This is a genomic window from Maribacter confluentis, from assembly GCF_030505015.1.
In the GTDB taxonomy this organism is placed as follows: domain Bacteria; phylum Bacteroidota; class Bacteroidia; order Flavobacteriales; family Flavobacteriaceae; genus Maribacter; species Maribacter sedimenticola.
In genome coordinates this window covers 1,066,547-1,088,260 of sequence record NZ_JAUKUC010000001.1, presented here as the reverse complement: position 1 = coordinate 1,088,260, position 21,714 = coordinate 1,066,547, and the positions used below count along the sequence as shown (strand labels likewise).

Annotated in this window: 24 protein-coding genes; 12 read left to right on the top strand and 12 right to left on the bottom strand. The window is 37.1% G+C overall.

Annotated elements, in window-relative coordinates; translation table 11 throughout:
• Positions 1 to 6: 6 nt before the first annotated feature.
• Positions 7 to 1,107 (bottom strand): fatty acid desaturase family protein, encoded by a 1,101-nt coding sequence (locus Q2T41_RS04770; RefSeq protein ID WP_089262271.1) that lies wholly within the window; start codon positions 1,105 to 1,107, stop codon positions 7 to 9.
• 119 nt (positions 1,108 to 1,226) lie between these two features.
• On the opposite strand from Q2T41_RS04770, the gene rsmG reads away from it, so the two are divergent.
• Complete coding sequence (gene rsmG / locus Q2T41_RS04765) at positions 1,227 to 1,862, top strand: 16S rRNA (guanine(527)-N(7))-methyltransferase RsmG (RefSeq protein ID WP_304435143.1); 636 nt, start codon at positions 1,227 to 1,229, stop codon at positions 1,860 to 1,862.
• Between the two features lie 564 nt (positions 1,863 to 2,426).
• Here the strand turns inward: rsmG and Q2T41_RS04760 are convergent.
• The 5 genes from Q2T41_RS04760 to Q2T41_RS04740 form a co-directional block, all read right to left on the bottom strand.
• Complete coding sequence (locus Q2T41_RS04760) at positions 2,427 to 2,939, bottom strand: DinB family protein (RefSeq protein ID WP_304435142.1); 513 nt, start codon at positions 2,937 to 2,939, stop codon at positions 2,427 to 2,429.
• Between the two features lie 110 nt (positions 2,940 to 3,049).
• Positions 3,050 to 4,678, bottom strand: coding sequence for an L-glutamate gamma-semialdehyde dehydrogenase (gene pruA, locus Q2T41_RS04755; protein ID WP_304435141.1), 1,629 nt, complete (start codon positions 4,676 to 4,678; stop codon positions 3,050 to 3,052).
• Between the two features lie 83 nt (positions 4,679 to 4,761).
• The gene (apaG, locus tag Q2T41_RS04750) at positions 4,762 to 5,148 is read right to left on the bottom strand and encodes a Co2+/Mg2+ efflux facilitator ApaG/CorD (RefSeq protein ID WP_089262263.1); all 387 of its coding nucleotides are present in this window, start codon (positions 5,146 to 5,148) and stop codon (positions 4,762 to 4,764) included.
• A gap of 2 nt (positions 5,149 to 5,150) precedes the next feature.
• The gene (locus tag Q2T41_RS04745; protein WP_304435140.1) at positions 5,151 to 6,275 is read right to left on the bottom strand and encodes a DUF3667 domain-containing protein; all 1,125 of its coding nucleotides are present in this window, start codon (positions 6,273 to 6,275) and stop codon (positions 5,151 to 5,153) included.
• Between the two features lie 25 nt (positions 6,276 to 6,300).
• Complete coding sequence (locus tag Q2T41_RS04740) at positions 6,301 to 7,542, bottom strand: type IX secretion system plug protein (protein ID WP_304435139.1); 1,242 nt, start codon at positions 7,540 to 7,542, stop codon at positions 6,301 to 6,303.
• 153 nt (positions 7,543 to 7,695) lie between these two features.
• Here Q2T41_RS04740 and Q2T41_RS04735 point away from each other — a divergent pair, with 153 nt between their 5' ends.
• From Q2T41_RS04735 to Q2T41_RS04700, 8 genes are all read left to right on the top strand, one after another.
• A complete protein-coding gene (locus tag Q2T41_RS04735; protein ID WP_304437403.1) occupies positions 7,696 to 9,048 on the top strand; it encodes a Na(+)-translocating NADH-quinone reductase subunit A in 1,353 nt (450 codons plus the stop codon).
• A gap of 3 nt (positions 9,049 to 9,051) precedes the next feature.
• Positions 9,052 to 10,332, top strand: coding sequence for an NADH:ubiquinone reductase (Na(+)-transporting) subunit B (locus tag Q2T41_RS04730; RefSeq protein WP_144801769.1), 1,281 nt, complete (start codon positions 9,052 to 9,054; stop codon positions 10,330 to 10,332).
• A 2-nt stretch (positions 10,333 to 10,334) separates the two neighbouring features.
• Positions 10,335 to 11,087, top strand: coding sequence for a Na(+)-translocating NADH-quinone reductase subunit C (locus Q2T41_RS04725; RefSeq protein WP_304435138.1), 753 nt, complete (start codon positions 10,335 to 10,337; stop codon positions 11,085 to 11,087).
• 1 nt (position 11,088) lies between these two features.
• Positions 11,089 to 11,736, top strand: a complete 648-nt coding sequence (locus Q2T41_RS04720) for an NADH:ubiquinone reductase (Na(+)-transporting) subunit D (RefSeq protein WP_304435137.1) — start codon at positions 11,089 to 11,091, stop codon at positions 11,734 to 11,736.
• A gap of 21 nt (positions 11,737 to 11,757) precedes the next feature.
• Positions 11,758 to 12,516, top strand: coding sequence for an NADH:ubiquinone reductase (Na(+)-transporting) subunit E (gene nqrE / locus Q2T41_RS04715; protein ID WP_089262249.1), 759 nt, complete (start codon positions 11,758 to 11,760; stop codon positions 12,514 to 12,516).
• Positions 12,517 to 12,518: 2 nt separating this feature from the next.
• Positions 12,519 to 13,826, top strand: coding sequence for an NADH:ubiquinone reductase (Na(+)-transporting) subunit F (gene nqrF, locus Q2T41_RS04710; RefSeq protein ID WP_089262247.1), 1,308 nt, complete (start codon positions 12,519 to 12,521; stop codon positions 13,824 to 13,826).
• A gap of 71 nt (positions 13,827 to 13,897) precedes the next feature.
• Positions 13,898 to 14,260: a DUF8840 domain-containing protein gene (locus tag Q2T41_RS04705; protein WP_304435136.1), complete on the top strand. Its 363-nt coding sequence runs from the start codon at positions 13,898 to 13,900 to the stop codon at positions 14,258 to 14,260.
• On the top strand, positions 14,257 to 15,264 hold the full coding sequence (locus Q2T41_RS04700; RefSeq protein ID WP_304435135.1) for an FAD:protein FMN transferase: 1,008 nt from the start codon (positions 14,257 to 14,259) through the stop codon (positions 15,262 to 15,264). Before Q2T41_RS04705 ends, Q2T41_RS04700 begins: the two co-directional genes overlap by 4 nt.
• Here Q2T41_RS04700 and Q2T41_RS04695 read toward each other — a convergent pair whose 3' ends face one another.
• Genes Q2T41_RS04695 through gpmI form a run of 3 tightly spaced genes read right to left on the bottom strand, consistent with a single transcriptional unit; the run spans position 15,265 to position 18,405 of the window.
• The gene (locus tag Q2T41_RS04695) at positions 15,265 to 16,029 is read right to left on the bottom strand and encodes a class I SAM-dependent methyltransferase (protein ID WP_304435134.1); all 765 of its coding nucleotides are present in this window, start codon (positions 16,027 to 16,029) and stop codon (positions 15,265 to 15,267) included. It lies immediately after the preceding gene.
• Between the two features lie 9 nt (positions 16,030 to 16,038).
• Entirely contained in the window at positions 16,039 to 16,857 is an 819-nt protein-coding gene (gene map, locus Q2T41_RS04690) for a type I methionyl aminopeptidase (RefSeq protein ID WP_304435133.1), read from the bottom strand.
• A 30-nt stretch (positions 16,858 to 16,887) separates the two neighbouring features.
• A complete protein-coding gene (gene gpmI / locus Q2T41_RS04685) occupies positions 16,888 to 18,405 on the bottom strand; it encodes a 2,3-bisphosphoglycerate-independent phosphoglycerate mutase (protein ID WP_304435132.1) in 1,518 nt (505 codons plus the stop codon).
• A 239-nt stretch (positions 18,406 to 18,644) separates the two neighbouring features.
• On the opposite strand from gpmI, the gene Q2T41_RS04680 reads away from it, so the two are divergent.
• From Q2T41_RS04680 to Q2T41_RS04670, 3 genes are all read left to right on the top strand, one after another.
• The gene (locus tag Q2T41_RS04680; RefSeq protein ID WP_304435131.1) at positions 18,645 to 19,103 is read left to right on the top strand and encodes an ankyrin repeat domain-containing protein; all 459 of its coding nucleotides are present in this window, start codon (positions 18,645 to 18,647) and stop codon (positions 19,101 to 19,103) included.
• A gap of 243 nt (positions 19,104 to 19,346) precedes the next feature.
• Positions 19,347 to 19,568 (top strand): hypothetical protein, encoded by a 222-nt coding sequence (locus Q2T41_RS04675; RefSeq protein WP_304435130.1) that lies wholly within the window; start codon positions 19,347 to 19,349, stop codon positions 19,566 to 19,568.
• Positions 19,569 to 19,571: 3 nt separating this feature from the next.
• Complete coding sequence (locus tag Q2T41_RS04670; RefSeq protein WP_304435129.1) at positions 19,572 to 19,730, top strand: ankyrin repeat domain-containing protein; 159 nt, start codon at positions 19,572 to 19,574, stop codon at positions 19,728 to 19,730.
• A gap of 102 nt (positions 19,731 to 19,832) precedes the next feature.
• Here Q2T41_RS04670 and Q2T41_RS04665 read toward each other — a convergent pair whose 3' ends face one another.
• The 3 genes from Q2T41_RS04665 to Q2T41_RS04655 form a co-directional block, all read right to left on the bottom strand.
• On the bottom strand, positions 19,833 to 20,000 hold the full coding sequence (locus tag Q2T41_RS04665; RefSeq protein ID WP_304435128.1) for a DUF6747 family protein: 168 nt from the start codon (positions 19,998 to 20,000) through the stop codon (positions 19,833 to 19,835).
• Between the two features lie 135 nt (positions 20,001 to 20,135).
• A complete protein-coding gene (locus tag Q2T41_RS04660) occupies positions 20,136 to 20,906 on the bottom strand; it encodes a M48 family metalloprotease (protein WP_304435127.1) in 771 nt (256 codons plus the stop codon).
• Positions 20,907 to 20,945: 39 nt separating this feature from the next.
• Positions 20,946 to 21,680 (bottom strand): M15 family metallopeptidase, encoded by a 735-nt coding sequence (locus Q2T41_RS04655; RefSeq protein WP_304435126.1) that lies wholly within the window; start codon positions 21,678 to 21,680, stop codon positions 20,946 to 20,948.
• Positions 21,681 to 21,714: the final 34 nt, after the last annotated feature.

Genomic DNA, 21,714 nt, shown 5'->3' with positions numbered 1-21,714 from the left:
AAATTTCTAATATTGTAATGAAGGCTCCTTGCCTAATTCCTTTAAATGTTTAAAGTGCGAAATTATAGCTTTTCTGGTAGTTTTATACTCGTGGTATGGCAAATTAAACTCCTGTGCGGTCTGTTTCACAATTTTGGAAATTTTTGTGTAATGTACATGACTGATATTTGGAAAGATATGGTGCTCTACTTGATGGTTCAGGCCACCGGTAAACCAGTTTACGATCTTGTTCTTAGTTCCAAAATTGACCGTAGTAAACAATTGGTGAATGGCCCAAGTGTTTTTCATTGTTCCGGATTGATCTGGTAACGGAGTGTCCGCATCATCTACAATATGTGCAAGTTGAAAAACGACACTAAGGATAACACCCGCTACATAATGCATTAGAAAAAAGCCGATCAATATTTTCCACCAAGCAATATCCAATATTAGCATGGGAATAACGATCCAAATAGTAATGTATAAAATTTTGGTAATGATCAATGTACTCCAATTTAATGTGGCGCTCGGTAGTTTTCCATATGATAATTTACGTTTCATATATCGGTACATTTGCTGAAAATCTGTAGTAATGGCCCAATTGAAGGTCAATAGGCCGTATAGGAAAACAGAGTAAAAATGTTGAAATCTATGGTGTTTTTTCCATTCGGCATGTTTGGAAAAACGTAATATTCTACCAGCTTCCATATCCTCATCATGTTCATGGATATTGGTATAGGTATGGTGTAATACATTATGCTGTACTTGCCAATTGTATACATTGCCGGCCAATATGTAAATACTGCTGCCCATTAGTTTGTTTACCCATTTTTTATTGGAGTATGCACCATGGTTGCCATCGTGCATTACGTTCATGCCCACACCTGCCATACCAATTCCCATTACTATTGTTAAAAGTAAATTGGCCCAAGTGGGCAAGCCTAATGTCAATATTAAAAAATAGGGAGCAAGGAAAAGGGTGAACATTACTACCGTTTTAAGGTGTAATTTCCAGTTTCCTGTTTTTTTCAACTTATTGGTTTTAAAATAATCGTTTACTCTGCTGTTCAAGGTCTTGAAGAACTTTGCAGAATCCGTTCTTGAAAAACGTATGGTTTTTTGTTCCATAATGGGGTAATATTAATTTTTTATAACTTAAATGAATGTATAATAGTTTGATAGCTTAATTAAAAGCGAAATCTTTGCAAAAGTGAATATACTAATAAAATCTATTTACAAAGATACGGATGACTGTTGAAACCATATTTGAATATTTTCCCAATTTATCGGAAAACCAAAAAGATCAATTTAAGAAGTTAGAAGAATTATATAAGGATTGGAATCAAAAGATTAACGTGGTATCCAGAAAAGATATCGATGAATTATATCTTAGACATGTCTTACATTCTTTGGCTATTGCAAAATTCACTTCGTTCAATAATGGAGCTTTAATATTGGATGTGGGTACCGGAGGTGGTTTTCCTGGTATACCTTTGGCCATTTTATTTCCTGAAGTTCATTTTACCTTGGTAGATTCCATAGGAAAAAAAATAAAGGTGGTCAATGAGGTTGTTGAAGGTTTGCAGTTGACCAATGTTACTACCGTTAATAAGCGTGTAGAGGAAATACCTGGGCAATTTGATTTTATTGTGAGTAGGGCGGTTGCCGCTATGCCCACCTTTGTACATTGGGTCAAAGGAAAAATAAAAAAAGAGTCCGAACATGAAATCCGTAATGGAATACTGTATTTAAAGGGAGGGGATTTGATAGAGGAACTTAAGGATTACAAGACGGCCAAAATTTATGATTTGGCGGATTATTTCAAGGAAGATTTTTTTGAAACTAAAAAAATGGTGTATCTCCCCTTAAAATTTAAGAGGTAGTATACATTGTGTTTAAATATTTACAGGCTAAAGGCTTGGTAGTAAGCTCTTCTGTATTTTTGAACGAATAGTTTTACAGCGTTCCAAGTTGCAATATGGAAACTAGCTTTTTTGACAATCTTTGTTGAAGTTTTCATAGCAGACTAAATTTAAGGTGAACTTGAATTTCGTAAATTTACTTGTAATTTACAATTAATTAACGTTAAATTTACATTGATATTGTGTTTATCGTTATTGTGCTTATTTATAAATAGACCTTCGCCGTTTTAAACTATTCACCTATTATGATTTTTGTTCATATAAAATCCGTAGCATGGTAAAAAATTGGAATTGATAGAAATATTAAAGAATTTTTTTTTTCAATTAACCATTGCATTTAAAAATTATCTACAGTGATGTATTTTAGGTTGTAGTCCTTATAAGAGCAAGCAGTATGTAGGGCAATTGGCTTTGTTGTAAAAACAGTTTTTTGGAAGGTTCCATGAAAGATAAATAGTTTTGCAAAAGAAAAAGCCTTCAATCAATGAATGATTAAAGGCTAGAATTACTTAATACTTTTTGATGTTATTTGCTCCAAGGTGGAACAATATCGTTTGATCTGGCATAAGCTATTAGTTGTCCTTTATGTTCGCCATTATGTTCCATAATCGCAAGAAGTCCGCCTAATTTATTTGCTTTCATAAACCCAAAATCCACTTCATCGTTTAATTGTCCGTCCTCTACCATAGTAATCTTTTCAAGGACAAAATCATTGGATTTTTTTAATGCCGCTATAATATTTTCCTTACCGGTTATTTTGCCCAAGTTCATTACATCGACATCTTCTGGGGGAGCAAAACCCAGTTTAGAGGCTAGAAAATAATTTCCGCCCGCTACATGTAATAAAGCCTCGCCAACCGAATTGACCCCTTCCGTAGGTCGCCAATCATATTTATCGTCAGGGAAAGCTTCAGCAAGTTGTATAACTTGAGATTGGTTACCGGCTAAAACCGCCTTAATGGTGTTTTGTGCCAGTTCATCCTGTGCATATGAAATACAGGAGCAGCATACTGCAAGTAACAATAGTAACTTTTTCATAATTAGTGTGTTAAGTGAGAAATAAGAAATTGATTAATTCTTCAATGTACCTCTTTATTTTTAGATTTTCAATAAAAAAGGCCGAATTCAATTTCGGCCTTTTTTAAAAATTACCCTAAAAAGGGATATCTATAATTTTCTGGGGTGACAAAGGTCTCTTTTATTAACCTTGGGGAAACCCAGCGCAATAAGTTTTGTGCGGACCCAGCCTTATCGTTTGTTCCGGATGCTCTTGCGCCACCAAACGGTTGCTGGCCAACTACGGCTCCGGTAGGTTTGTCATTAATATAGAAATTACCTGCGCAATTCTGTAACGCCTTGGTAGCCTCTTCAATAGCATATCTATCCTTTGAAAGTACTGCGCCTGTCAAAGCATATTCAGATGTTGTGTCTATCAATTCAAGGGTTTTGCTCCATTCTGCATCATCATAGATATATACGGTAACTACAGGGCCAAAAAGTTCCGTTTCCATAGTTGTGTATTTTGGGTCAGTAGTTACGATCACGGTAGGTTCAATGAAATAACCTTTTGTTTTATCATAATTACCTCCGGCAACAATTTCTGCTTGGGTATCTTTTTTGGCCTGGTCAATATATTTGGCCAATTTATCAAAAGAGCCTTCGTGGATAACTGCTGTTATAAAGTTGGACATATCTTCTGGAGAACCAGGTTTGTTGAAAGAATCGATATCCGCTTTAACCAAGTCCAAAATTTGCTTAGATGTGGATTTGGGAAGATAAACCCTAGACGCCGCACTACATTTTTGACCTTGGAATTCAAATGCCCCCCTGGATATTGCCGTAGCAACTTGTTTGGTGTTTGCTGTAGGGTGTGCTAAAATAAAATCCTTGCCACCGGTCTCCCCAACAATTCTTGGATAGGTTTTGTAGGTATCTATATTGGTTCCAATTTGTTTCCACAATGATTTAAATACATGGGTGGAGCCAGTAAAGTGAATTCCCGCAAAATCTGGACTTGCCAGTACGGTATCCGTAATCATTACCGGGTCTCCATATACCACATTGATTACCCCGTCCGGTATACCGGCCTCTTTAAAGATATCCACGATAACCTTTGCTGAAAATATCTGACTATCGCTAGGTTTCCAAACCACAACATTGCCCATTAGGGCAGCACTTGCTGGTAAGTTACCGGCAATTGCGGTAAAGTTAAAAGGTGTAATTGCGTATACAAAGCCTTCAAGTGGTCTATATTCCACTCTGTTCCAAATTCCTGCAGCTGATGCGGGTTGCTCAGCATAGATTTGGGACATGTATTCCACGTTGAACCTTAAAAAATCAATTAGTTCACAAGCAGCATCTATTTCAGCTTGGTGTATATTTTTTGACTGGGCGATCATTGTAGCCGCATTGATCTTTGAACGGTAAGGACCTGCGATCAAATCGGCCGCTTTTAAGAATATAGAGGCACGTTGTTCCCAACTTACACGGGCCCATTCCTCCCTAGCGGTAAGGCAATTGTCAATGGCATCTTGAATATTCTTTTTTGTAGCCGTATGGTAGGTGCCAACTATATGCTGATGGTCGTGAGGTGGTGACATAGGTTTTGTATTTCCAGTACGCACTTCATCAGGACCTATATACATAGGTATATCTATTTGGTCATTATAATATGCTTTATATTGTTCCAGAACCAATGCCCTTTCAGGACTGCCTGGAGCGTAGCTTTTAATTGGTTCGTTAATAGCTTTTGGAACTTGAAAAAAACCTTTTCCCATTGTCAAATTTTTTAAATTAAAAAGTTGACCAAAGGTACTAAAACGGTGTTGGACTTAAAACTAATAAGTAGTTTAAAAAAGTGTTAGTTCAGGGCAAATGGGGCACTAAACTTAAATGTGGGAATGTAAACCCTAAATTTTTCTGAGGTGTTAAAATTGGACATGTTGTAGTGACCTTTCATGGCACCGATAGGTGAAGTCAATAAGCAACCGGAATTATAGGTATGTGATTCTCCTGGTTGGATAACAGGTTTTTTTCCTATAACGCCTTCACCATCCAATGTTTCCATATCATTTAGGGAATCATATATTTTCCAATGGCGAGATGTGAGCTGTACTGCATCCTTACTTTGGTTTTCAATGCATATGGTATACCCAAATGCATAATGCATTTTGTAGTTTTTAAAGAACGTACCTTCAAAACTGGTCTGAACCGATATTTTTATGCCCTTGGTTACCTGTGTGATCATACTTAATATGTAAATACGCTAGCAGCTATTAAAATTGTTATTGCAATGATTCCTAAAATTATAAAAACAGAATTCAGGAATACATATTTTATAATCGTTTTAAATCGTCCTTGTTGATAGAAATTTCGCATTGCCTTGTACAGATAGAGGGCGAAAATCATTATAAAAATACCCTCACTGCTAAAGTTGAAAATGGCATTTACCAAATAGCTAACAATGAGCAAGATAAATAATAACGATTGATTGTGAAAACTAAAGATTAAATGATCGGTATAAGTGTGTTTTTTTCTGATGTAGGCCAACCATATGAACAAAGAAAAGAAAGGTAGAAAGAAGAATGTGGCAAAGGGTGATTTTGAAATTAAGGTATTTACGAAAGTACCCGGTCTTTTTTCTATTTCCACCAAACTGTTGGATAGGTTGTATGCCATTTCATTCTCGGTAGAGTTGGCCAGATTGTATTTGGCTACACTTTCCGTGAAACTAAATATCGTATCATTTTTAATAGCGGCATTGAAGAACTGTATCTTGTTAAAAAATCTTTCAGTAACCCCATCGTTATTTATATTTTTAAAATAAAGAACTGGGTTGGAAAGGATTATGGAATCTTTATTATTGATTTTATTGCCAATGTACTGTTGTTTTTTCAACGAGTCTATAGCGGCCAATGCTTGTTTCTTTTCTTCTTCAGAATCAAATTCTATGTTATTGATCTGCTTTTGGAAATTGAAGATGGATTCCTTGTTTTCCAACCCAAATTTGTTCAAATTTTCAAATTCACCGCTAATACTGATCAATAGAAAATAAATTATGGCCAGGCTTAGTAAAAATCTAAAAGGATTGGTGTAAGAAAGGCGTTTACCCGCAATATAGTCCCTCGTTATTTTTCCTGGCCTTAAAAGAAGCGCGGTAAGCGTTTGTAGGATTTTGGAGTCATAAGAAAGGATATTGGTAAAATACTCTTCAAAAAAATCTAAAAGTGAAAGTTTTTTAGTGCTGTTTGCTTGGGAACAATTTGGGCAGTATTTATCGCTAAGGTCTAAGGGATGACCACAATTAAGGCATTCAACGCCTCTATATTGCAATTTGTATCTGCCGGTTGTTCTGGTGGTTGGTGGGTTTTTCATAAGCGATGAAAAACGTAAAGATACATTAGTTGGTTATATTTCTTGAATTGGCGGATCCTACGCCAATAATACTGTCGTACATATCTCCAAAATTTCTGTAATAAACCAAAATAACATAATTATTTTCGGTAAAGTGGAAATTTCCGTCTACGGCGTTCAAATCTATACCCTTATTGTTTTTTAATACATATTTATAATTGTAGAATCCTTGCTTCATTTTAATAGTTGCTTCCATCATGCCCGTATTCTCGTTGTAGATCATTTTGTTTTCATCAGTCAATGCATAATTATTATATTTTCCAAAAACGTATACATCGTCCAATGCTATATATTCGGTATAAGGCAGGCTAAAATGAACCAAGGAATACTCAGCTTCCCTAGAAGCATCGTCACCTTGTAATGTTCGGATAACGAAATCTCCGTTAATATCGGGAAAATAGGTGTATGACTGGTCGTTCCTTGGGCTATCCGCAAATAGGTAATGGTTGTACAGGTCAGAAAGTTCTATACTGGATATTTGGGAACTAGGCGCTCTAAGGTCGCTCGTATCGAACAGTAAATATTCGTTACCACCATAAAATGCAGTTTCTTGGTCGTATTTATAAACAAGTTCACTGCCAATGGTGTATTGTGGAGATATGTCATATATGGCTGTAGGCCAGTAATAATTTTGTAGAATGGCTACCTTGATCTCTTTTTTGGGGTTCACCAAACGTAAACTACTGGGCTGAATAGTAAACTGGACCACTTGCTTTTCGTTCAAGTAATTAAAATCGCGCGAACGTTTAATACTGCCTCCCACATTGACCAAATCCTTATAGACGACAAATCTTCTTGAAAACTGTAGTTCGTAATTGTTGTTGTAGATTTCAATTAGATAGTTGCCGCTTACCTTGAGCCGTACATTGTCATTAGGTATGGTCAATTGATAATTGCTATAAGTCTCTAAAGTTGTGTAACTGTTTTCATAATTGATGATACGTTGATTGTCCACCCCATCAAGATACTGGGATTTTAAAAGTGCAGATTTGTTCCAATCGTAATCACAATGTGTAATTTTATAATAATAGTCCTGTTCATTGGCCAGTATATCATCAAATTCAAGGTAAATAGGCTCGCCTATTTTTATTATGGGAAATTGATCGTCCGTTGGACCTTTAAATATGATGGATTTAATATGGTTTGGCGGATTTACCTCTTCCTGGACCTGTGCGGCAGCGTTTTGAAGAAATACCAATAGTATAATAAGTTTAACGAAATAACGCATTTAATAGCTTTTTATGTGGTAAAGGTAAACAAAAACGATACCTAAAAAATATAGCTCGTTGTATTGTCTAAATTATGGGGTAATAATTATGAAAACGAAGTTTTTGTACTTAAATTTGCGTCAAATTTTGTTAACCTAAAGGTCTACACGCAAATGTCCAAAGACATACGAATTAAAAAAGGGCTCAATATTAACCTGGTGGGCGCCGCGGAACAAGCTACTTCAAAAGCTGTTCTAAGTAATGTTTACGCAATTCAGCTTAGTGATTTTCATGGTATTACCCCTAAGATGTTGGTAAAGCAAGGTGCCGAAGTCAAAGCCGGTGAGCCGCTGTTCTATAATAAGAATATAGAAGAAATGCTTTTTGTTTCTCCAGTAAGTGGTGAGCTTATTGAGATAGAAAGAGGGGATAGAAGACGCATTTTGACATTGAAAATCTTGGCAGACAAAACACAGGAGTCCATTACAGGGTCTGTGTTAGATGTGGAAAAAGCGTCTAAGGCAGAGATCAAAGCTTCATTGTTAAAAGGTGGATGCTGGCCGTTCATTAAGCAACGTCCTTATGATGTTATCGCTAATCCTGATACTACGCCAAAATCAATCTTTGTTTCAGGCTATGCCAGTGCCCCGTTACAGGCAAATGTAAATTATGTACTGCAGGGCAAGGAAAAGGAATTGCAGGCAGCAATTACCGCATTGGGTAAATTGACGCCGGGTAAAGTCCATGTGTCCGTAGATGCTAAGGGAACTTCTCCTTTGTCAACTTTAAAAGGGGTGGAATTACATAAAGTATCCGGTCCACATCCGGCAGGTTTGGTCGGTACCCAGATCAATAGAATAGACCCAATCAACAAAGGGGAATTGGTATGGACGGTATCTCCCCAAGATTTGGTTATTATTGGCGAATATTTACTTACAGGAAAATATAATGCGGAACGTATTGTTGCTCTTGTGGGATCTTCGGTTAAAGTGCCTAAATATTATCAAACCAAAATTGGTGCGGAAATTTCTACCTTTTTATATGCCAGTGGTGTAAATGAAGAAAATTTTCGTGTAATCAATGGTGATGTGTTAACCGGTTCCAAAAGTAGGCCAGATGGTTATTTAGGAACTTATAATAATACGGTAACCGTAATACCAGAGGGTGATGACTATGAGTTTTTTGGATGGAACAAGCCAGTATTCAATAAAATTTCAGCTACCAGGGCATTAACGTTTTCATGGTTACAGCCAAATAAAAAGTATGATTTAACGACCAATACCAATGGTGAGCACAGGGCGTTTGTGGTAACTGGCCAGTATGAGGAGGTTTTTCCTTTGGATATTTATCCTATGCAGCTTTTAAAAGCGTGCATGGTAAAGGATTTGGATGAGATGGAACAGTTGGGCTTATATGAAGTGGCTCCAGAAGATTTTTCGTTAACGGAGTTTATATGTATTTCCAAACAACCACACCAAAAAATTATTCGTGAGGGGTTAGATTTATTGCAAAAAGAAATAGGATAAGAAATGAGTTTAAAAAGTAAATTACACGAACTTAAACTAAAGTATCAGGGTAAAAAGATGGCGCCTGCCTTCAACGCTTTTCATACTTTTTTGTTTGCGCCGGATGAAACTACCCATGCAGGTGGTACACACGTAAAAGCGGCAGATGATTTAAAACGAACAATGAACACGGTAATCATGGCTTTGATACCGGTGTTGATATTTTCTATGTTCAATGCCGGGTATCAGCATTACTCTGCCATAAATGGATTTCCTGCGGATTTTTCATTAATGAACGATTTCCTTACTTGGGACAATTTTTGGATAGGTATTATAAAAGTATTGCCGTTAGTGGTGGTTTCCTATGGTGTAGGTCTTATAGTGGAATTTATATTTGCCGTTATCAAGGGTCATGAGGTTGAGGAAGGGTATTTGGTTACCGGTATGTTAGTTCCTCTAATCGTGCCTATAGATACTCCGTTATGGATGTTGGCCGTAGCCGTAATATTCGGTGTGGTAATCGGTAAAGAGGTTTTTGGTGGTACCGGAATGAATATTTTGAATCCGGCATTGACAATTAGGGCCTTTTTATTCTTTGCTTACCCTACATGGATGAGTGGTGATAAGGTATGGGTACATGGTGCACGTGAGCGATCGGAGGAAATTTTGGCCGGTGCTAATTTGGACGCTATTTCAGGAGAAACAATTTTAGGATATCTGGCACAGAATAAAGGAGCGGAAATGTCCTATTCCGTATCGGATATGTTTTATGGTTTTATTCCTGGTTCTGTAGGTGAAACCTCTGCTTTTCTTATTCTTTTGGGTGGATTATTCTTGATTTTTACCAAAATTGCCAGCTGGAGAATTATGGTAAGTGCCGTAATTGGTTCATTGGTAATGGGCTTTATTTTTAACCAGGTAGTAGATTTGGGATGGGTTGCAGAGTCTAGCAAATTTTATGGTTTAATGAGTTTTGAGTTTTGGAAACATCTCATTGTTGGTGGACTAGCATTTGGAATTGTCTATATGGCTACTGATCCGGTAACGGGATCCCAGACCAATAAGGGCAAATGGTATTATGGTTTCTTTATTGGGTTTATTTCCGTAATGATTCGTGTATTCAATCCAGCATATCCAGAAGGGGTGTTCTTGGCTATCTTATTAATGAACGTATTTGCACCAACTATAGACCATTATGTGGTACGGGGTAATATTAAAAGAAGAATGAACCGATTAAAAGATGCTACGATCTATCCAAAGGATTCAGATGGTAAAGCAGAAGAACTTAAAGCTGAAACAGTTTAATTATGGCAATTAGTACAGATAAAAACAGTTATACCGTAATTTTTGCGGCCGTTATGGTTGTGGTCGTAGGGTCGATTCTAGCTTTTTTGGCATCGGCATTGCGTCCAAATATCAAAGAGAACGAGCGTTTTGAAAAACAGCAGAACATTCTTTACGCTATGGGCGTAAATGAAAATGGAGATGACGCAGGTAGTGTTAATTTTATACCTACGGATGTTGTAGAGGATGAGTTTGCAAGTTACATCAAGGAACAATTGGTGATCCAAGGTGATCAGATTACCCAAGATGATGAAGCATATTTAATTGATTTAAAAAAGCAATTGGCCAATATAAAAAAAGGCGAAGATTATAAGTTGCCCGTATTTATAGGAGAAAAGGATGGAAAGAATTTTTATATCATTCCTATGTACGGTAAAGGGCTTTGGGACGCTATTTGGGGCTTTATCGCATTAGATAATACAATGACCGTTCAAGGTGTCTATTTTGACCATAAAGGAGAGACTCCCGGTTTAGGTGCTAATATCAAGATGCGTTATTTTATGGATGACTTTAAAGGGGAAACCATTTTAAAAGGCACCCAGTATGCGGGTATTGATGTTGCCAAAGGAAACAATGACCCTTTAAACAATACCAAAGACGATAATGAAGTAGACGCCTTGGCAGGTGCTACGATCACAGGTAACGGTGTATCCGCAATGATCAGGGAAACCGTTAAATTATACAAACCTTATTTAGAAACCATTAGAGCAAAGTAATATGGCACTACTCTCAAAAAAAGATACAAATCTAATTACGGATCCGCTTGCGGATAATAACCCTATCACCATTCAGGTATTAGGTATATGTTCTGCCTTGGCTATTACGGCAGAATTAAAAGCGTCATTGGTAATGGCTATTTCGGTAATGTTCGTTTTAGGAGCAGGTAACGTAGTTATCTCCTTAATGAGAAATATAATTCCGTCAAAAATTAGAATCATCGTTCAGTTGATCGTTGTGGCAACATTGGTAATTATAGTGGATCAGGTCTTAAAAGCTTTTGCCTATGAGTTGAGTAAAACGTTAGCTGTATTCGTTGGTCTTATTATTACGAACTGTATAATCATGGGGCGTTTTGAAGCATTTGCTTTGGCTAACGGACCATGGCGTTCATTTTTAGATGGTATAGGTAACTCTCTAGGTTATGGTGTAATCCTGGTTATAGTTGGGTTCTTTAGGGAGCTTTTAGGTTCAGGAACACTGTTTGGTATTCCTGTGCTTGGGGATCCTATATCCAAAACCGGATTATATGCTACTGGTTATGAGAACAATGGTTTCATGATTATTCCTCCGGCCGCCTTAATTGTAGTAGGTATTATAATCTGGGTACAGCGTTCAAGGAATCCTGCACTTGTAGAAGAGAATTAAACAGACATTTAAGTAGAAATTATGTTAGAACATGTAGAATTATTTTTTAAGTCCATCTTTATTGATAACATGGTATTTGCTGTGTTTTTAGGGATGTGTTCTTATTTGGCGGTATCCAAAAAAGTGGCTACTGCGGTTGGTTTAGGTGCTGCTGTAATATTCGTATTGGCGGTTACGGTGCCTTTAAATTGGTTGTTGGATAAATACTTGTTACAAGATGGTGCATTGGTTTGGTTAGGTCCAGAGTATGCCGAATATAACCTTAGCTTTCTATCCTTTATTTTATTTATAGCAACCATAGCTACTATGGTACAATTAGTAGAAATTGTGGTAGAAAAATTTTCTCCTTCATTATACAATTCACTTGGTATATTCTTGCCATTGATTGCGGTAAACTGTGCAATTTTAGGCGGATCACTATTTATGCAGGCTAGGGAAATTGAAACATTGGGCTTGGCATTTAATTACGGGGTTAGTTCCGGTATAGGTTGGTTCTTGGCTATTTTGGCGATTGCGGCAATACGAGAAAAAATCAGATACAGTAATGTACCTGCACCTTTAAGAGGGCTTGGAATAACTTTTATCATTACCGGTTTAATGGGAATCGGTTTTCAAAGTTTTGGGGGAATGTTGACTGGCGGTGGCGAGGAGACGGAAGAAGCTACCGAACAAGTAAACCAAGTACAACAATTGGAGGTTGTTGAACCTAAGGAAGAGATTGTAGAAAAGAAAACTGAAGTTGACGAAAAGGTCATTTCTTATAACGACGTAAAAAAATAAATATGATTTTAGCTGCAAGTACTGGCGGAACTATACTAATAACCGTTGTCGCATTTCTAATACTATTAATGGTATTGGTTGCATTACTTCTGTTTACAAAACAAAAATTATCTCCTTCTGGTCCTGTGACCATAACCATTAATGGGGAAAAGAAGATAGAAGTGGCCTCTGGTGGTTCATTATTGTCCACTTTGGGGAACCAAAAAGTGTTTTTACCCTCCGCTTGTGGTGGTGGCGGAACATGTATTCAATGTGAGTGTCATGTTTTATCTGGTGGTGGTGAGGCCTTACCTACTGAAACTCCTCATTTCTCCAAAAAAGAATTGAATCATGGTGCACGTTTAGCTTGCCAGGTCAAGGTAAAGCAAGACATGGAAATTACCATTCCTGAAGAAGTATTCGGTATTAAGAAATGGCCTGCAAAAGTGGTGCGTAATTATAACGTTGCTTCTTTTATTAAGGAATTTGTAGTCGAAATTCCTGAGGATATGGGCTATAAAGCTGGCGGTTATATCCAAATTGAGATTCCTGAGTGTGAGGTAAAGTATGCTGATATCGATATTACTGCGCACCCAGAGGAACATGAAACTCCGGATAAGTTTCAAGCTGAGTGGGATAAGTTCAATCTTTGGCCTTTGGTAATGAAGAATCCGGAAACTGTTGAGAGAGCTTATTCAATGGCTTCTTTCCCTGCTGAGGGTAGAGAAATTATGTTGAACGTACGTATTGCTACTCCGCCATGGGATCGTGCTAAAAATGGTTGGATGGATGTTAACCCTGGTGTTGCGTCGTCTTATATCTTTAACTTGAAGCCTGGTGATGAGTGTACAATATCTGGTCCTTACGGTGAATTCTTCATCAATGAATCAGATTCAGAAATGTTGTACGTAGGTGGTGGTGCAGGTATGGCGCCCATGCGTTCTCATTTATATCATCTATTCAAAACCTTAAAGACAAAGAGAAAAGTAACATACTGGTATGGTGGTCGTTCCAAGAGAGAATTGTTCTATTTAGATCACTTCTATAAATTGGAAGAGGAATTTCCAAACTTTAAATTCTACTTGGCATTATCCGAACCTCTAGAAGAGGATAATTGGAAAGTAAAAGAGAATATAGATGCTCCCGGTGATGGTTTTGTAGGATTTATTCATAATTGTGTAATAGATAACTATTTAAGTCACCATGAATCTCCTGAGGATATCGAGTTGTATTTCTGTGGTCCTCCCTTGATGAACAAGGCCGTTCAAAAAATGGGAGAAGATTTCGGTATTCCAGATGAGCATATCCGATTTGACGATTTTGGCGGATAGATTATAACTATCTGATTTTAAATAACATAACCGATATACTTTATATCGGTTTTTTTGTAAAAAAGAATGAAATGCACGTTTTAACTGAACAGGAATTACATAATTTGGCCATGAACATTGTGGGCAAACAGTTAGAGGATGATGGTTTTGAGTTTTTGGCTGTAAACAGTGAGCTGCGTAAGAACCCGCAATTTGTATGTATAAAGGAAAAAAAAATGCGTTTTGTGGTGGTCAAGGCTATAGAATATCCTGCTGATCCAAAGGACATGGATTTTTTTATGTCAGACCTTAAGAAAATGAAAGAGCATGCGCTTAAATTTGAAGCTACCACTTTTTATGCAGGTGTAGGTTTGGTCAATGCGGCAGACCATAATTTACCGGTATACTTAAACGAAGAATATATTGTTGATTTTGATGGTTTGGTAGAGATATGAGAAAATGGCTTTTAGTAATATTGATAATATCGGTTTGTGGGGTATCCTGTAAAAAAGAAGGCAATTTTAGAAGTGATTATTCTGGAGGTGCATTGGGAACATCATATAATATAGTTGTTATATCCGATGAAAAAATCAACGTACAAAATGAAATAGATTCCGTTTTTACGGTTATCAACCGATCATTGTCCACTTATATTCCAAATTCTGATATTTCAAAAATCAATAATGGGGATACGACTTTGGTGGTAGATCACATGTTTCAGGAAGTTTTTAAGCTTGCAAAAGATATTCATTTGAATACACGTGGATTTTTTGACCCTACTGTTGGTACTTTGGTAAATGCATGGGGTTTTGGGCCAGAGCGCCAAATAACTATGGATAGTGCAAAAGTGGATAGTCTTTTACAATACGTGGGTTTTGATAAAGTGTCTTTGACTGCTGAAAATTACGTGAAAAAAACTGCACCTAACATATATATAGATTTTAATGCAATAGCTAAAGGCTACTCCATAGACCGACTTGCAACAATGTTAGATGCCAAAGGTGTGCAAAATTATTTAATTGAGGTTGGTGGTGAACTAGTGGCAAAAGGTAAAAATACCTTAAAAGGAAAATCTTGGGTGGTGGGTATAGATGATCCAGAGATGATGGTTGATAGAAAGGCCAAGATACTCATTAATCTAAACGATCGCGCATTGGCTTCATCTGGTAATTATAGAAAATTTAGGATTGATAATTCAACAGGTAAAAAGTATGTTCATACCGTAAATCCTAAAACAGGTTTTACTCAAATTTCCAACACATTGGCCGTGACTATTTTGGCAGATAATTGTGCAACTGCTGATGCTTATGCTACCGCTTTTATGGCCATGGAATTGGATGAAGCTTTTAAACTGGTAGCGGAAAATGAAACGTTAGAGGCTTATATCATTTATTCCGATGAATTTGGCGAAACACAGGAATTTTTGACCAAAGGTTTCAAGGATGTGGTAGTTCACTGATCATTTACGAACAAAGGGTATAATTTCGCCTTCTGCCAACCTGTATCTATCAATTTCCCCAGGCGATAGTTCATTGGTATACGCTATTTCGGTAACCGTAAAGCCAGCGCTTCTCAGCTTATTAAAGTAATCTTTACCATAAATACGTACATGGTCGTATTGACCAAATATTTTTGCACGTTCAACCTTATCCACAATGGTATTATCTTCAAATGTACGTTCACGGTCTAGTTCCTGTGGTACTTGGAATATTCCCCAGCCACCTGGTTTCATAACCCTATAAAGTTCTTTCAGTGCCTTGGTGTCGTCAGGAATATGTTCAAGTACATGGTTGCATAGAATAACATCAAAGGTATCGTCATTGAATGGCAAATTGCAGATATCCGCTTTAACATCTGCCAATGGGGAATTTAAGTCTGTAGTAACATAATTTAAGTTTTTCAGTTTTTTAAATCGCCTATAGAATGCTTGTTCAGGGGCAAAATGTAAGACATGTAAAGGAGCGGAGAAAAAGTCTGTATCGTTTTTTAAAAATAACCAAAGTAACCTATGACGTTCCAAGGATAGGGTAGAAGGTGATAAAACATTTTCGCGGGGATGTTCATAACCATAAGGCAAAAAGCTACGAAATTTCTTTCCGTCTATAGGGTCTTCATAGGAATTACCACGGTAATAAATTTGAAAGAAAGGTTTAACCAAATAGCTTAATGATATCAGTACAGGTCTGGGAACAAGGTTTAGAAAAAATTTAAAAATTTTCTTCATCTACCTTGTTTAATTTGCTATTGGAGATGCCCTAAATTCATCTTCTTCATTGCTTTCAATACCTAATTCGTCGTAAATATATTTAAATGTGGAAAGTAGCTCTGGCTTACCGTTTACGATGGCAACATTATGTTCAAAGTGTGCACTGGGCTCACCATCAGCTGTTAAAATTGTCCAGCCATCCTTTAATTGTTTAATATGTTTGGTGCCCATATTGGTCATAGGTTCAATTGCGACCGTCATTCCTTCCACAAATTTTTTGCCCCTTCCGCGCCTACCATAATTTGGCATTTCTGGATCTTCGTGCATTTTTCTGCCCAATCCGTGACCAACAAGTTCACGTACCACACCATAGCCATGTTCTTCAGTGAATTTTTGTATGGCATAACCTACGTCCCCAACTCTATTGCCTACTTTAAATTCACGAATACCTACATACAGGGATTGTTTGGTAACCTCTAATAATCTTTTAATTTCAGGAGAAACCTCACCAACTTCAAAAGTGTAGGCATGGTCGCCATAAAAATCATTTTTAAGCGCCCCACAGTCAATAGAAATAATATCCCCGTCTACCAATGGTTTGTCATTAGGAATTCCGTGTACCACCTGTGCATTGGGGCTCATGCATAGCGAATTGGGAAAATCATACAAGCCTAGAAAACCGGGTACCGCGCCGTGGTCACGGATAAAGGCTTCCGCTAATGTGTCTAATTGCAGGGTAGTGACGCCAGGTTTAACTTCTGCTGCGAGCATACCCAATGTTTTGGAGACAATCAATGCACTCTCTCGCATCAATTCAATTTCTTCGGCTGTTTTTATTTTAATCATACGTTCTATAAAATGGGAAAACCTAAAATACTAAACCAATGAATGTTGGGTCATATATTTAGATTTTTCTACACCCATTAGTTTTAAAATGGTAGGAGCAATATCCCCCAATACGCCATCATTTATTTTTTTAATATCCTTATCCACCAAAATAAGAGGAACCGGGTTTGTGGTGTGGGCCGTATTTGGACTTCCGTCCGCATTAATCATGGTTTCACAGTTACCATGATCTGCAATGACCAATACGGTATAGTCGTTTGCTAATGCCGTAGTAATTACATCTTTGGCACATTCATCTACGGTTTCACAAGCTTTTATGGCTGCTTCCATTACACCGGTATGTCCAACCATATCTGGATTGGCAAAGTTTAAGCAGACAAAGTCTACTTCACCTTCCTGTAGCTCAGGAATGATTTTGTCCCTAATTTCATAAGCGCTCATTTCTGGCTTTAAATCATAGGTAGCAACTTTTGGGGAAGGGCATAATATGCGAGATTCTCCATCAAAGGGCACTTCTCTTCCGCCATTAAAGAAAAAGGTAACATGTGGATATTTCTCCGTCTCCGCTATGCGTATTTGTTTTTTACCAGCTTTGGATAAAACTTCTCCAAGGGTTTCAACAATATTATCTTTGTTGTAGACCACTTTTACCCCAATGAACGATTCATCATAATTGGTCAAGGTTACATAATAAAGTTTTAATTTATGCATGTTCAGTTCATGCATATCTTCTTGGCTTAGTACTTGAGTAAGTTCTCTTCCCCTATCTGTTCTAAAATTAAAAAATATGACCACATCGTCTTCCATTACACTTGCTATGGGTGTACCATCTGTAGTGGTCATCACGATTGGTTTTATAAACTCGTCCGTTATTTCATTATCGTAACTGCGTTGAATACTTGCGCCTATATCCGTAGATTTTTCACCTACCGCATTTACTATGACATCATATGCTTCTTTTACACGTTCCCAACGTTTGTCACGATCCATTGCATAATATCTTCCAACGACCGTTGCCAATTGGGTATTTTTATCTGCGGAAAATTGTACTAAATCCTCTAAAAAACCTTTGCCACTTTTTGGATCTACATCCCTACCATCGGTAAATGCATGTATATACATGTTTTTTACCCCGGAAGCGTACCCTGCATTAATAAGGCCCTTAATATGGTTGGTATGACTGTGTACGCCACCATCACTTACCAAACCTAAGAAATGTACATTCTTATTGTTCGTCTTTGCATATTCAAAAGCATCTTTTAGAACTTGCTCGTCCTTAAGGGTATTCTCTTTGACAGCTTTGTTTATTTTGGCCAAATCCTGATAGACAATTCTACCTGCACCCAAGTTCATATGGCCAACCTCGCTATTGCCCATTTGTCCTTCCGGTAAGCCAACGTTCATACCGTCGGTCAACAAATTGGAGTTAGGATAATTGGTATATAGACTATCAATAAATGGAGTGTTTGCTTTATCTACTGCAGATACTGCAGGGTCTGGAGATTTTCCCCAACCGTCCAATATCATTAAGATTACTTTCTTGTTCATCTTTACTTAGGTTTAGATGGCAAAAATACTATGTTCTACTTAGTTAAGCTACTAGAAAACCCGCCTTTTTTAGATCTGGCGCTATTTTCAAACAGGCAAGTTATAATTTTGGTCTTTTGTGATATTTACAGATTTTTAAGGGGGGTTCAATAAATTTATTATAACCTAAATAATATATGTGGTCATAAAGGGTCAAATGCCCCGTCTTTGTTAAAGTTTAGTTATAAGTCTGTTAAAGCATGAAACATTTTTTCATTGTAGACGTCTTTTCTATAGAATCAATTCATCAATTAAAATCAATCATCATGAAAAAAACAGTGTTAACTATCGCTATGGTAATTTTTGCCATGGGGGCCAATGCTATGGCCAAAGAATCCAACAGATTAACAACTTCTGAAACAACACATCTAACAAGAGTTGTTGAAGTAAATACCTTTTGCAAAGCCGTTATACAGGGCGATATTGCAATGGTGAAAAAAATGATTGCCATGGGCGAGGATGTAAATCAAAAATCTTTGGGGATGACTCCGCTTATGTTCGCTGCAAGGTATAATAAAGTAGAAGTGCTATCACTCCTAATTCAAAATGGTGCGGATATCAAGGCTGTTAGCAACCAAGGGTTTACTGCCAAAAGGTATGCGGAGCTTTCAAATGCTAAGGAAGCCTTACAAATTATTGAAGTAGCACTAGGGAATTAAAGCTAATAGCTGTATCAATTAACTTGATAAAAAAGCCATTGCATATATTGTAATGGCTTTTTTATTGCCTTTGCTCAATGGTAGGCTTAACATAAATTAGGTAACATTAAAATTAACGTATCACCATATACATTTTAGAAATGTTAAATATTTATTATTTCTTTCTTAAATTAAATTATTGTCATTTATTATAGTTTAATTTTATTTTATCAATAATTTAAATCAATTTAAAAGGAAATAATTATGAAAAAATCAATTTCAATTTTGATGTTGGCGGGACTACTATCGTTCTCAGTATCATACGCAAATACGGTCAAGGATTTTTCTGCAAATAACGAGTTTAGTGCAGTAAACGATGACATAAGTCCGTTATGTAAAGCGGCAATGAAAGGAGATGTGGAGCAGGTACGTAGTCTCATTGCCATATGTAATGGACCAAATGAAAAATCTTTGGGAATGACATAGGCCATGTTCGCCGCTAGATACAATAGGGTAGAGGTCCTAAAGGTATTATTGTTGAACGGGGCAAATTTAAATATGAAGAGTGAAAAGGGCTATACTGCCAAGGAGTATGCAGAAATGTCCAATGCTAAAGAAGTTTTGTCAATTATTGAGGAAAATTCATAAAGTTATAGCACAGGAATATAAAAGGCTCGTTGAATTTCAACGAGCCTTTATTATATAATGAATTTCTACTCCAAATAGTGTTCAAGTAAAAGAGTAAAAGCGTTAAAATTCAAAACCGTTTGCGGCTCTATATACAAAGGCATATAATGCCATAAACAACATTAAGGCACAAAATACCGAATAGACTTTTAAAATAGAAACCAAAATACCAGGTTTGCAATTTTCAAACGCCTGAACGTATATATTTTTAAAATGTGTAATTGTTCCCATTATAGTGTTCTTCTATGATTACATCATAGCTATAAAGGCAATTCAATATGGTAAAATAAGCTTGGGACTTACTCAAAGTTACAAAATATTCTCATTGGGAATATATGTAGCACGTTAAAAGACCAATATAATCGATTAACCTTGGTTTTGGTACTTTGCTATGGCCTCTTTGATTTTTTCAATACGATTTTCGGGATCTGGGTGTGTACTTTGGAATTCAGGTACACGATTAGGACCGCCGGCAGCTTTTAAAATTTCCATGACCCTGATCATTTCGTAGGGATCATATCCGGACTGTATCATAAAAAGAACACCTAGTTCATCACTTTCCAATTCGTCCCCACGGCCATTTTTCAATAATGTATTTTGGCCAATGCTACCCACAATACCCCCAATATCCCCGGCACCTACCGTAGCGCCCATTGTGGCTGTCTGCCATGTTTGGCTATCTGCGATACGCTCTGCGGAATGTCTGCCAATAACATGACCTATCTCATGTCCCAGAACTCCCGCAAGTTGCGCTTCGTTCAACTGGGAAAAAAGGGCATAGGTAATAAAACACTGTCCCCCGGGCAATGCAAAGGCATTAATAGTTTGGTCATCTGCAAGTAAATGAAAATCATAACGATAGGGAGTTTCCCTTGCAATACTGTTCTGTACTAATTTGTTGCCTACCGAGGCTACGAATGACTGTAATCGCTGATCTGGATATAGGCCCCCATGTTGTTGCGCCATCTCCGGAGCACTTTGTAGGCCAATGGCAATTTCTTGCTCGGAAGTCATGGTAATATGTTGTGAACGTCCTGTATAAGGGTTTTCCTCCGTATTGCTACATTTTTGTATAAAGGCAAAGGCTACAATAGCCAACCCTATGAATATTCTAATTTTCCAACTTCCTCTGTTCATGGTAATGTGTTCTAATACAGGGCCTAAAATACAAAATGCCTACAAAAGGTCTTCATTAATATCCAAAATATTGTTTTGGATATAGGATCGTAAGAAGCCTTTGGTAAAATGTTCGGCGCCGTAAAAATTTTCCTTGGTCAATAGGGCGGCAATATTTTTGCCTCTAAATTGTTCAAGCATAAGTATGGATAGGGGAGCATAACTATAATGCCAAGGCTCATATTTAAAACCCCTTCTTTTTGGGTCATTGGTATAGACCAAATAAAAACCATAGGTTTCAGAATGTTCGTCCATCCATAATTTAAAGTCCTCATAAGGACCTCCGGCTTCAAATTTACTTGGGACGAGAACATCGCCTTCCACTTTACGATAACCATCTACAATATCAATATCTGTACCCCAGTGGTGTCTGCTTGTACCGGGTATCGTTGAGTATTCAATTATTTTGTCAATAGCGTTCAGAGGTGCCATTCCTTCATCGGTATAGGTAATGTACTTGCGTTCAAAAATGGCTTCTTGACGGGAAAAATCACGATAACTTGAGACAACCTTTAAATCAATGCCTGCATTATAGGCTGCCATTTTCATTTCTAAAAATGCGTCATGGGCTTCCTTTCTAAGATTTATTCCTTTGCCGAACAATTCAATATCAGCCTTGCCCATAAGTTCCAATATGGAATATTCATAATCATCCTGTTTTATAAATACAGTGGGCAATAATGAAATTGCCAGTGCTGCTGAGCTGCTTTTTTGAATAAAATTTCTTCGCTTCATAAGTTAAAAATAAGATTTTAAGATGTGTCCTAGC

Excerpts from the sequence above, each read along its gene's own strand:
- Q2T41_RS04770 (WP_089262271.1), bottom strand. The coding sequence starts at position 1,107 with ATGGAACAAAAAACCATACGTTTTTCAAGAACGGATTCTGCAAAGTTC.
- rsmG (WP_304435143.1), top strand. The coding sequence starts at position 1,227 with ATGACTGTTGAAACCATATTTGAATATTTTCCCAATTTATCGGAAAAC.
- Q2T41_RS04760 (WP_304435142.1), bottom strand. The coding sequence starts at position 2,939 with ATGAAAAAGTTACTATTGTTACTTGCAGTATGCTGCTCCTGTATTTCA.
- pruA (WP_304435141.1), bottom strand. The coding sequence starts at position 4,678 with ATGGGAAAAGGTTTTTTTCAAGTTCCAAAAGCTATTAACGAACCAATT.
- apaG (WP_089262263.1), bottom strand. The coding sequence starts at position 5,148 with ATGATCACACAGGTAACCAAGGGCATAAAAATATCGGTTCAGACCAGT.
- Q2T41_RS04745 (WP_304435140.1), bottom strand. The coding sequence starts at position 6,275 with ATGAAAAACCCACCAACCACCAGAACAACCGGCAGATACAAATTGCAA.
- Q2T41_RS04740 (WP_304435139.1), bottom strand. The coding sequence starts at position 7,542 with ATGCGTTATTTCGTTAAACTTATTATACTATTGGTATTTCTTCAAAAC.
- Q2T41_RS04735 (WP_304437403.1), top strand. The coding sequence starts at position 7,696 with ATGTCCAAAGACATACGAATTAAAAAAGGGCTCAATATTAACCTGGTG.
- Q2T41_RS04730 (WP_144801769.1), top strand. The coding sequence starts at position 9,052 with ATGAGTTTAAAAAGTAAATTACACGAACTTAAACTAAAGTATCAGGGT.
- Q2T41_RS04725 (WP_304435138.1), top strand. The coding sequence starts at position 10,335 with ATGGCAATTAGTACAGATAAAAACAGTTATACCGTAATTTTTGCGGCC.
- Q2T41_RS04720 (WP_304435137.1), top strand. The coding sequence starts at position 11,089 with ATGGCACTACTCTCAAAAAAAGATACAAATCTAATTACGGATCCGCTT.
- nqrE (WP_089262249.1), top strand. The coding sequence starts at position 11,758 with ATGTTAGAACATGTAGAATTATTTTTTAAGTCCATCTTTATTGATAAC.
- nqrF (WP_089262247.1), top strand. The coding sequence starts at position 12,519 with ATGATTTTAGCTGCAAGTACTGGCGGAACTATACTAATAACCGTTGTC.
- Q2T41_RS04705 (WP_304435136.1), top strand. The coding sequence starts at position 13,898 with ATGCACGTTTTAACTGAACAGGAATTACATAATTTGGCCATGAACATT.
- Q2T41_RS04700 (WP_304435135.1), top strand. The coding sequence starts at position 14,257 with ATGAGAAAATGGCTTTTAGTAATATTGATAATATCGGTTTGTGGGGTA.
- Q2T41_RS04695 (WP_304435134.1), bottom strand. The coding sequence starts at position 16,029 with ATGAAGAAAATTTTTAAATTTTTTCTAAACCTTGTTCCCAGACCTGTA.
- map (WP_304435133.1), bottom strand. The coding sequence starts at position 16,857 with ATGATTAAAATAAAAACAGCCGAAGAAATTGAATTGATGCGAGAGAGT.
- gpmI (WP_304435132.1), bottom strand. The coding sequence starts at position 18,405 with ATGAACAAGAAAGTAATCTTAATGATATTGGACGGTTGGGGAAAATCT.
- Q2T41_RS04680 (WP_304435131.1), top strand. The coding sequence starts at position 18,645 with ATGAAACATTTTTTCATTGTAGACGTCTTTTCTATAGAATCAATTCAT.
- Q2T41_RS04675 (WP_304435130.1), top strand. The coding sequence starts at position 19,347 with ATGAAAAAATCAATTTCAATTTTGATGTTGGCGGGACTACTATCGTTC.
- Q2T41_RS04670 (WP_304435129.1), top strand. The coding sequence starts at position 19,572 with ATGTTCGCCGCTAGATACAATAGGGTAGAGGTCCTAAAGGTATTATTG.
- Q2T41_RS04665 (WP_304435128.1), bottom strand. The coding sequence starts at position 20,000 with ATGGGAACAATTACACATTTTAAAAATATATACGTTCAGGCGTTTGAA.
- Q2T41_RS04660 (WP_304435127.1), bottom strand. The coding sequence starts at position 20,906 with ATGAACAGAGGAAGTTGGAAAATTAGAATATTCATAGGGTTGGCTATT.
- Q2T41_RS04655 (WP_304435126.1), bottom strand. The coding sequence starts at position 21,680 with ATGAAGCGAAGAAATTTTATTCAAAAAAGCAGCTCAGCAGCACTGGCA.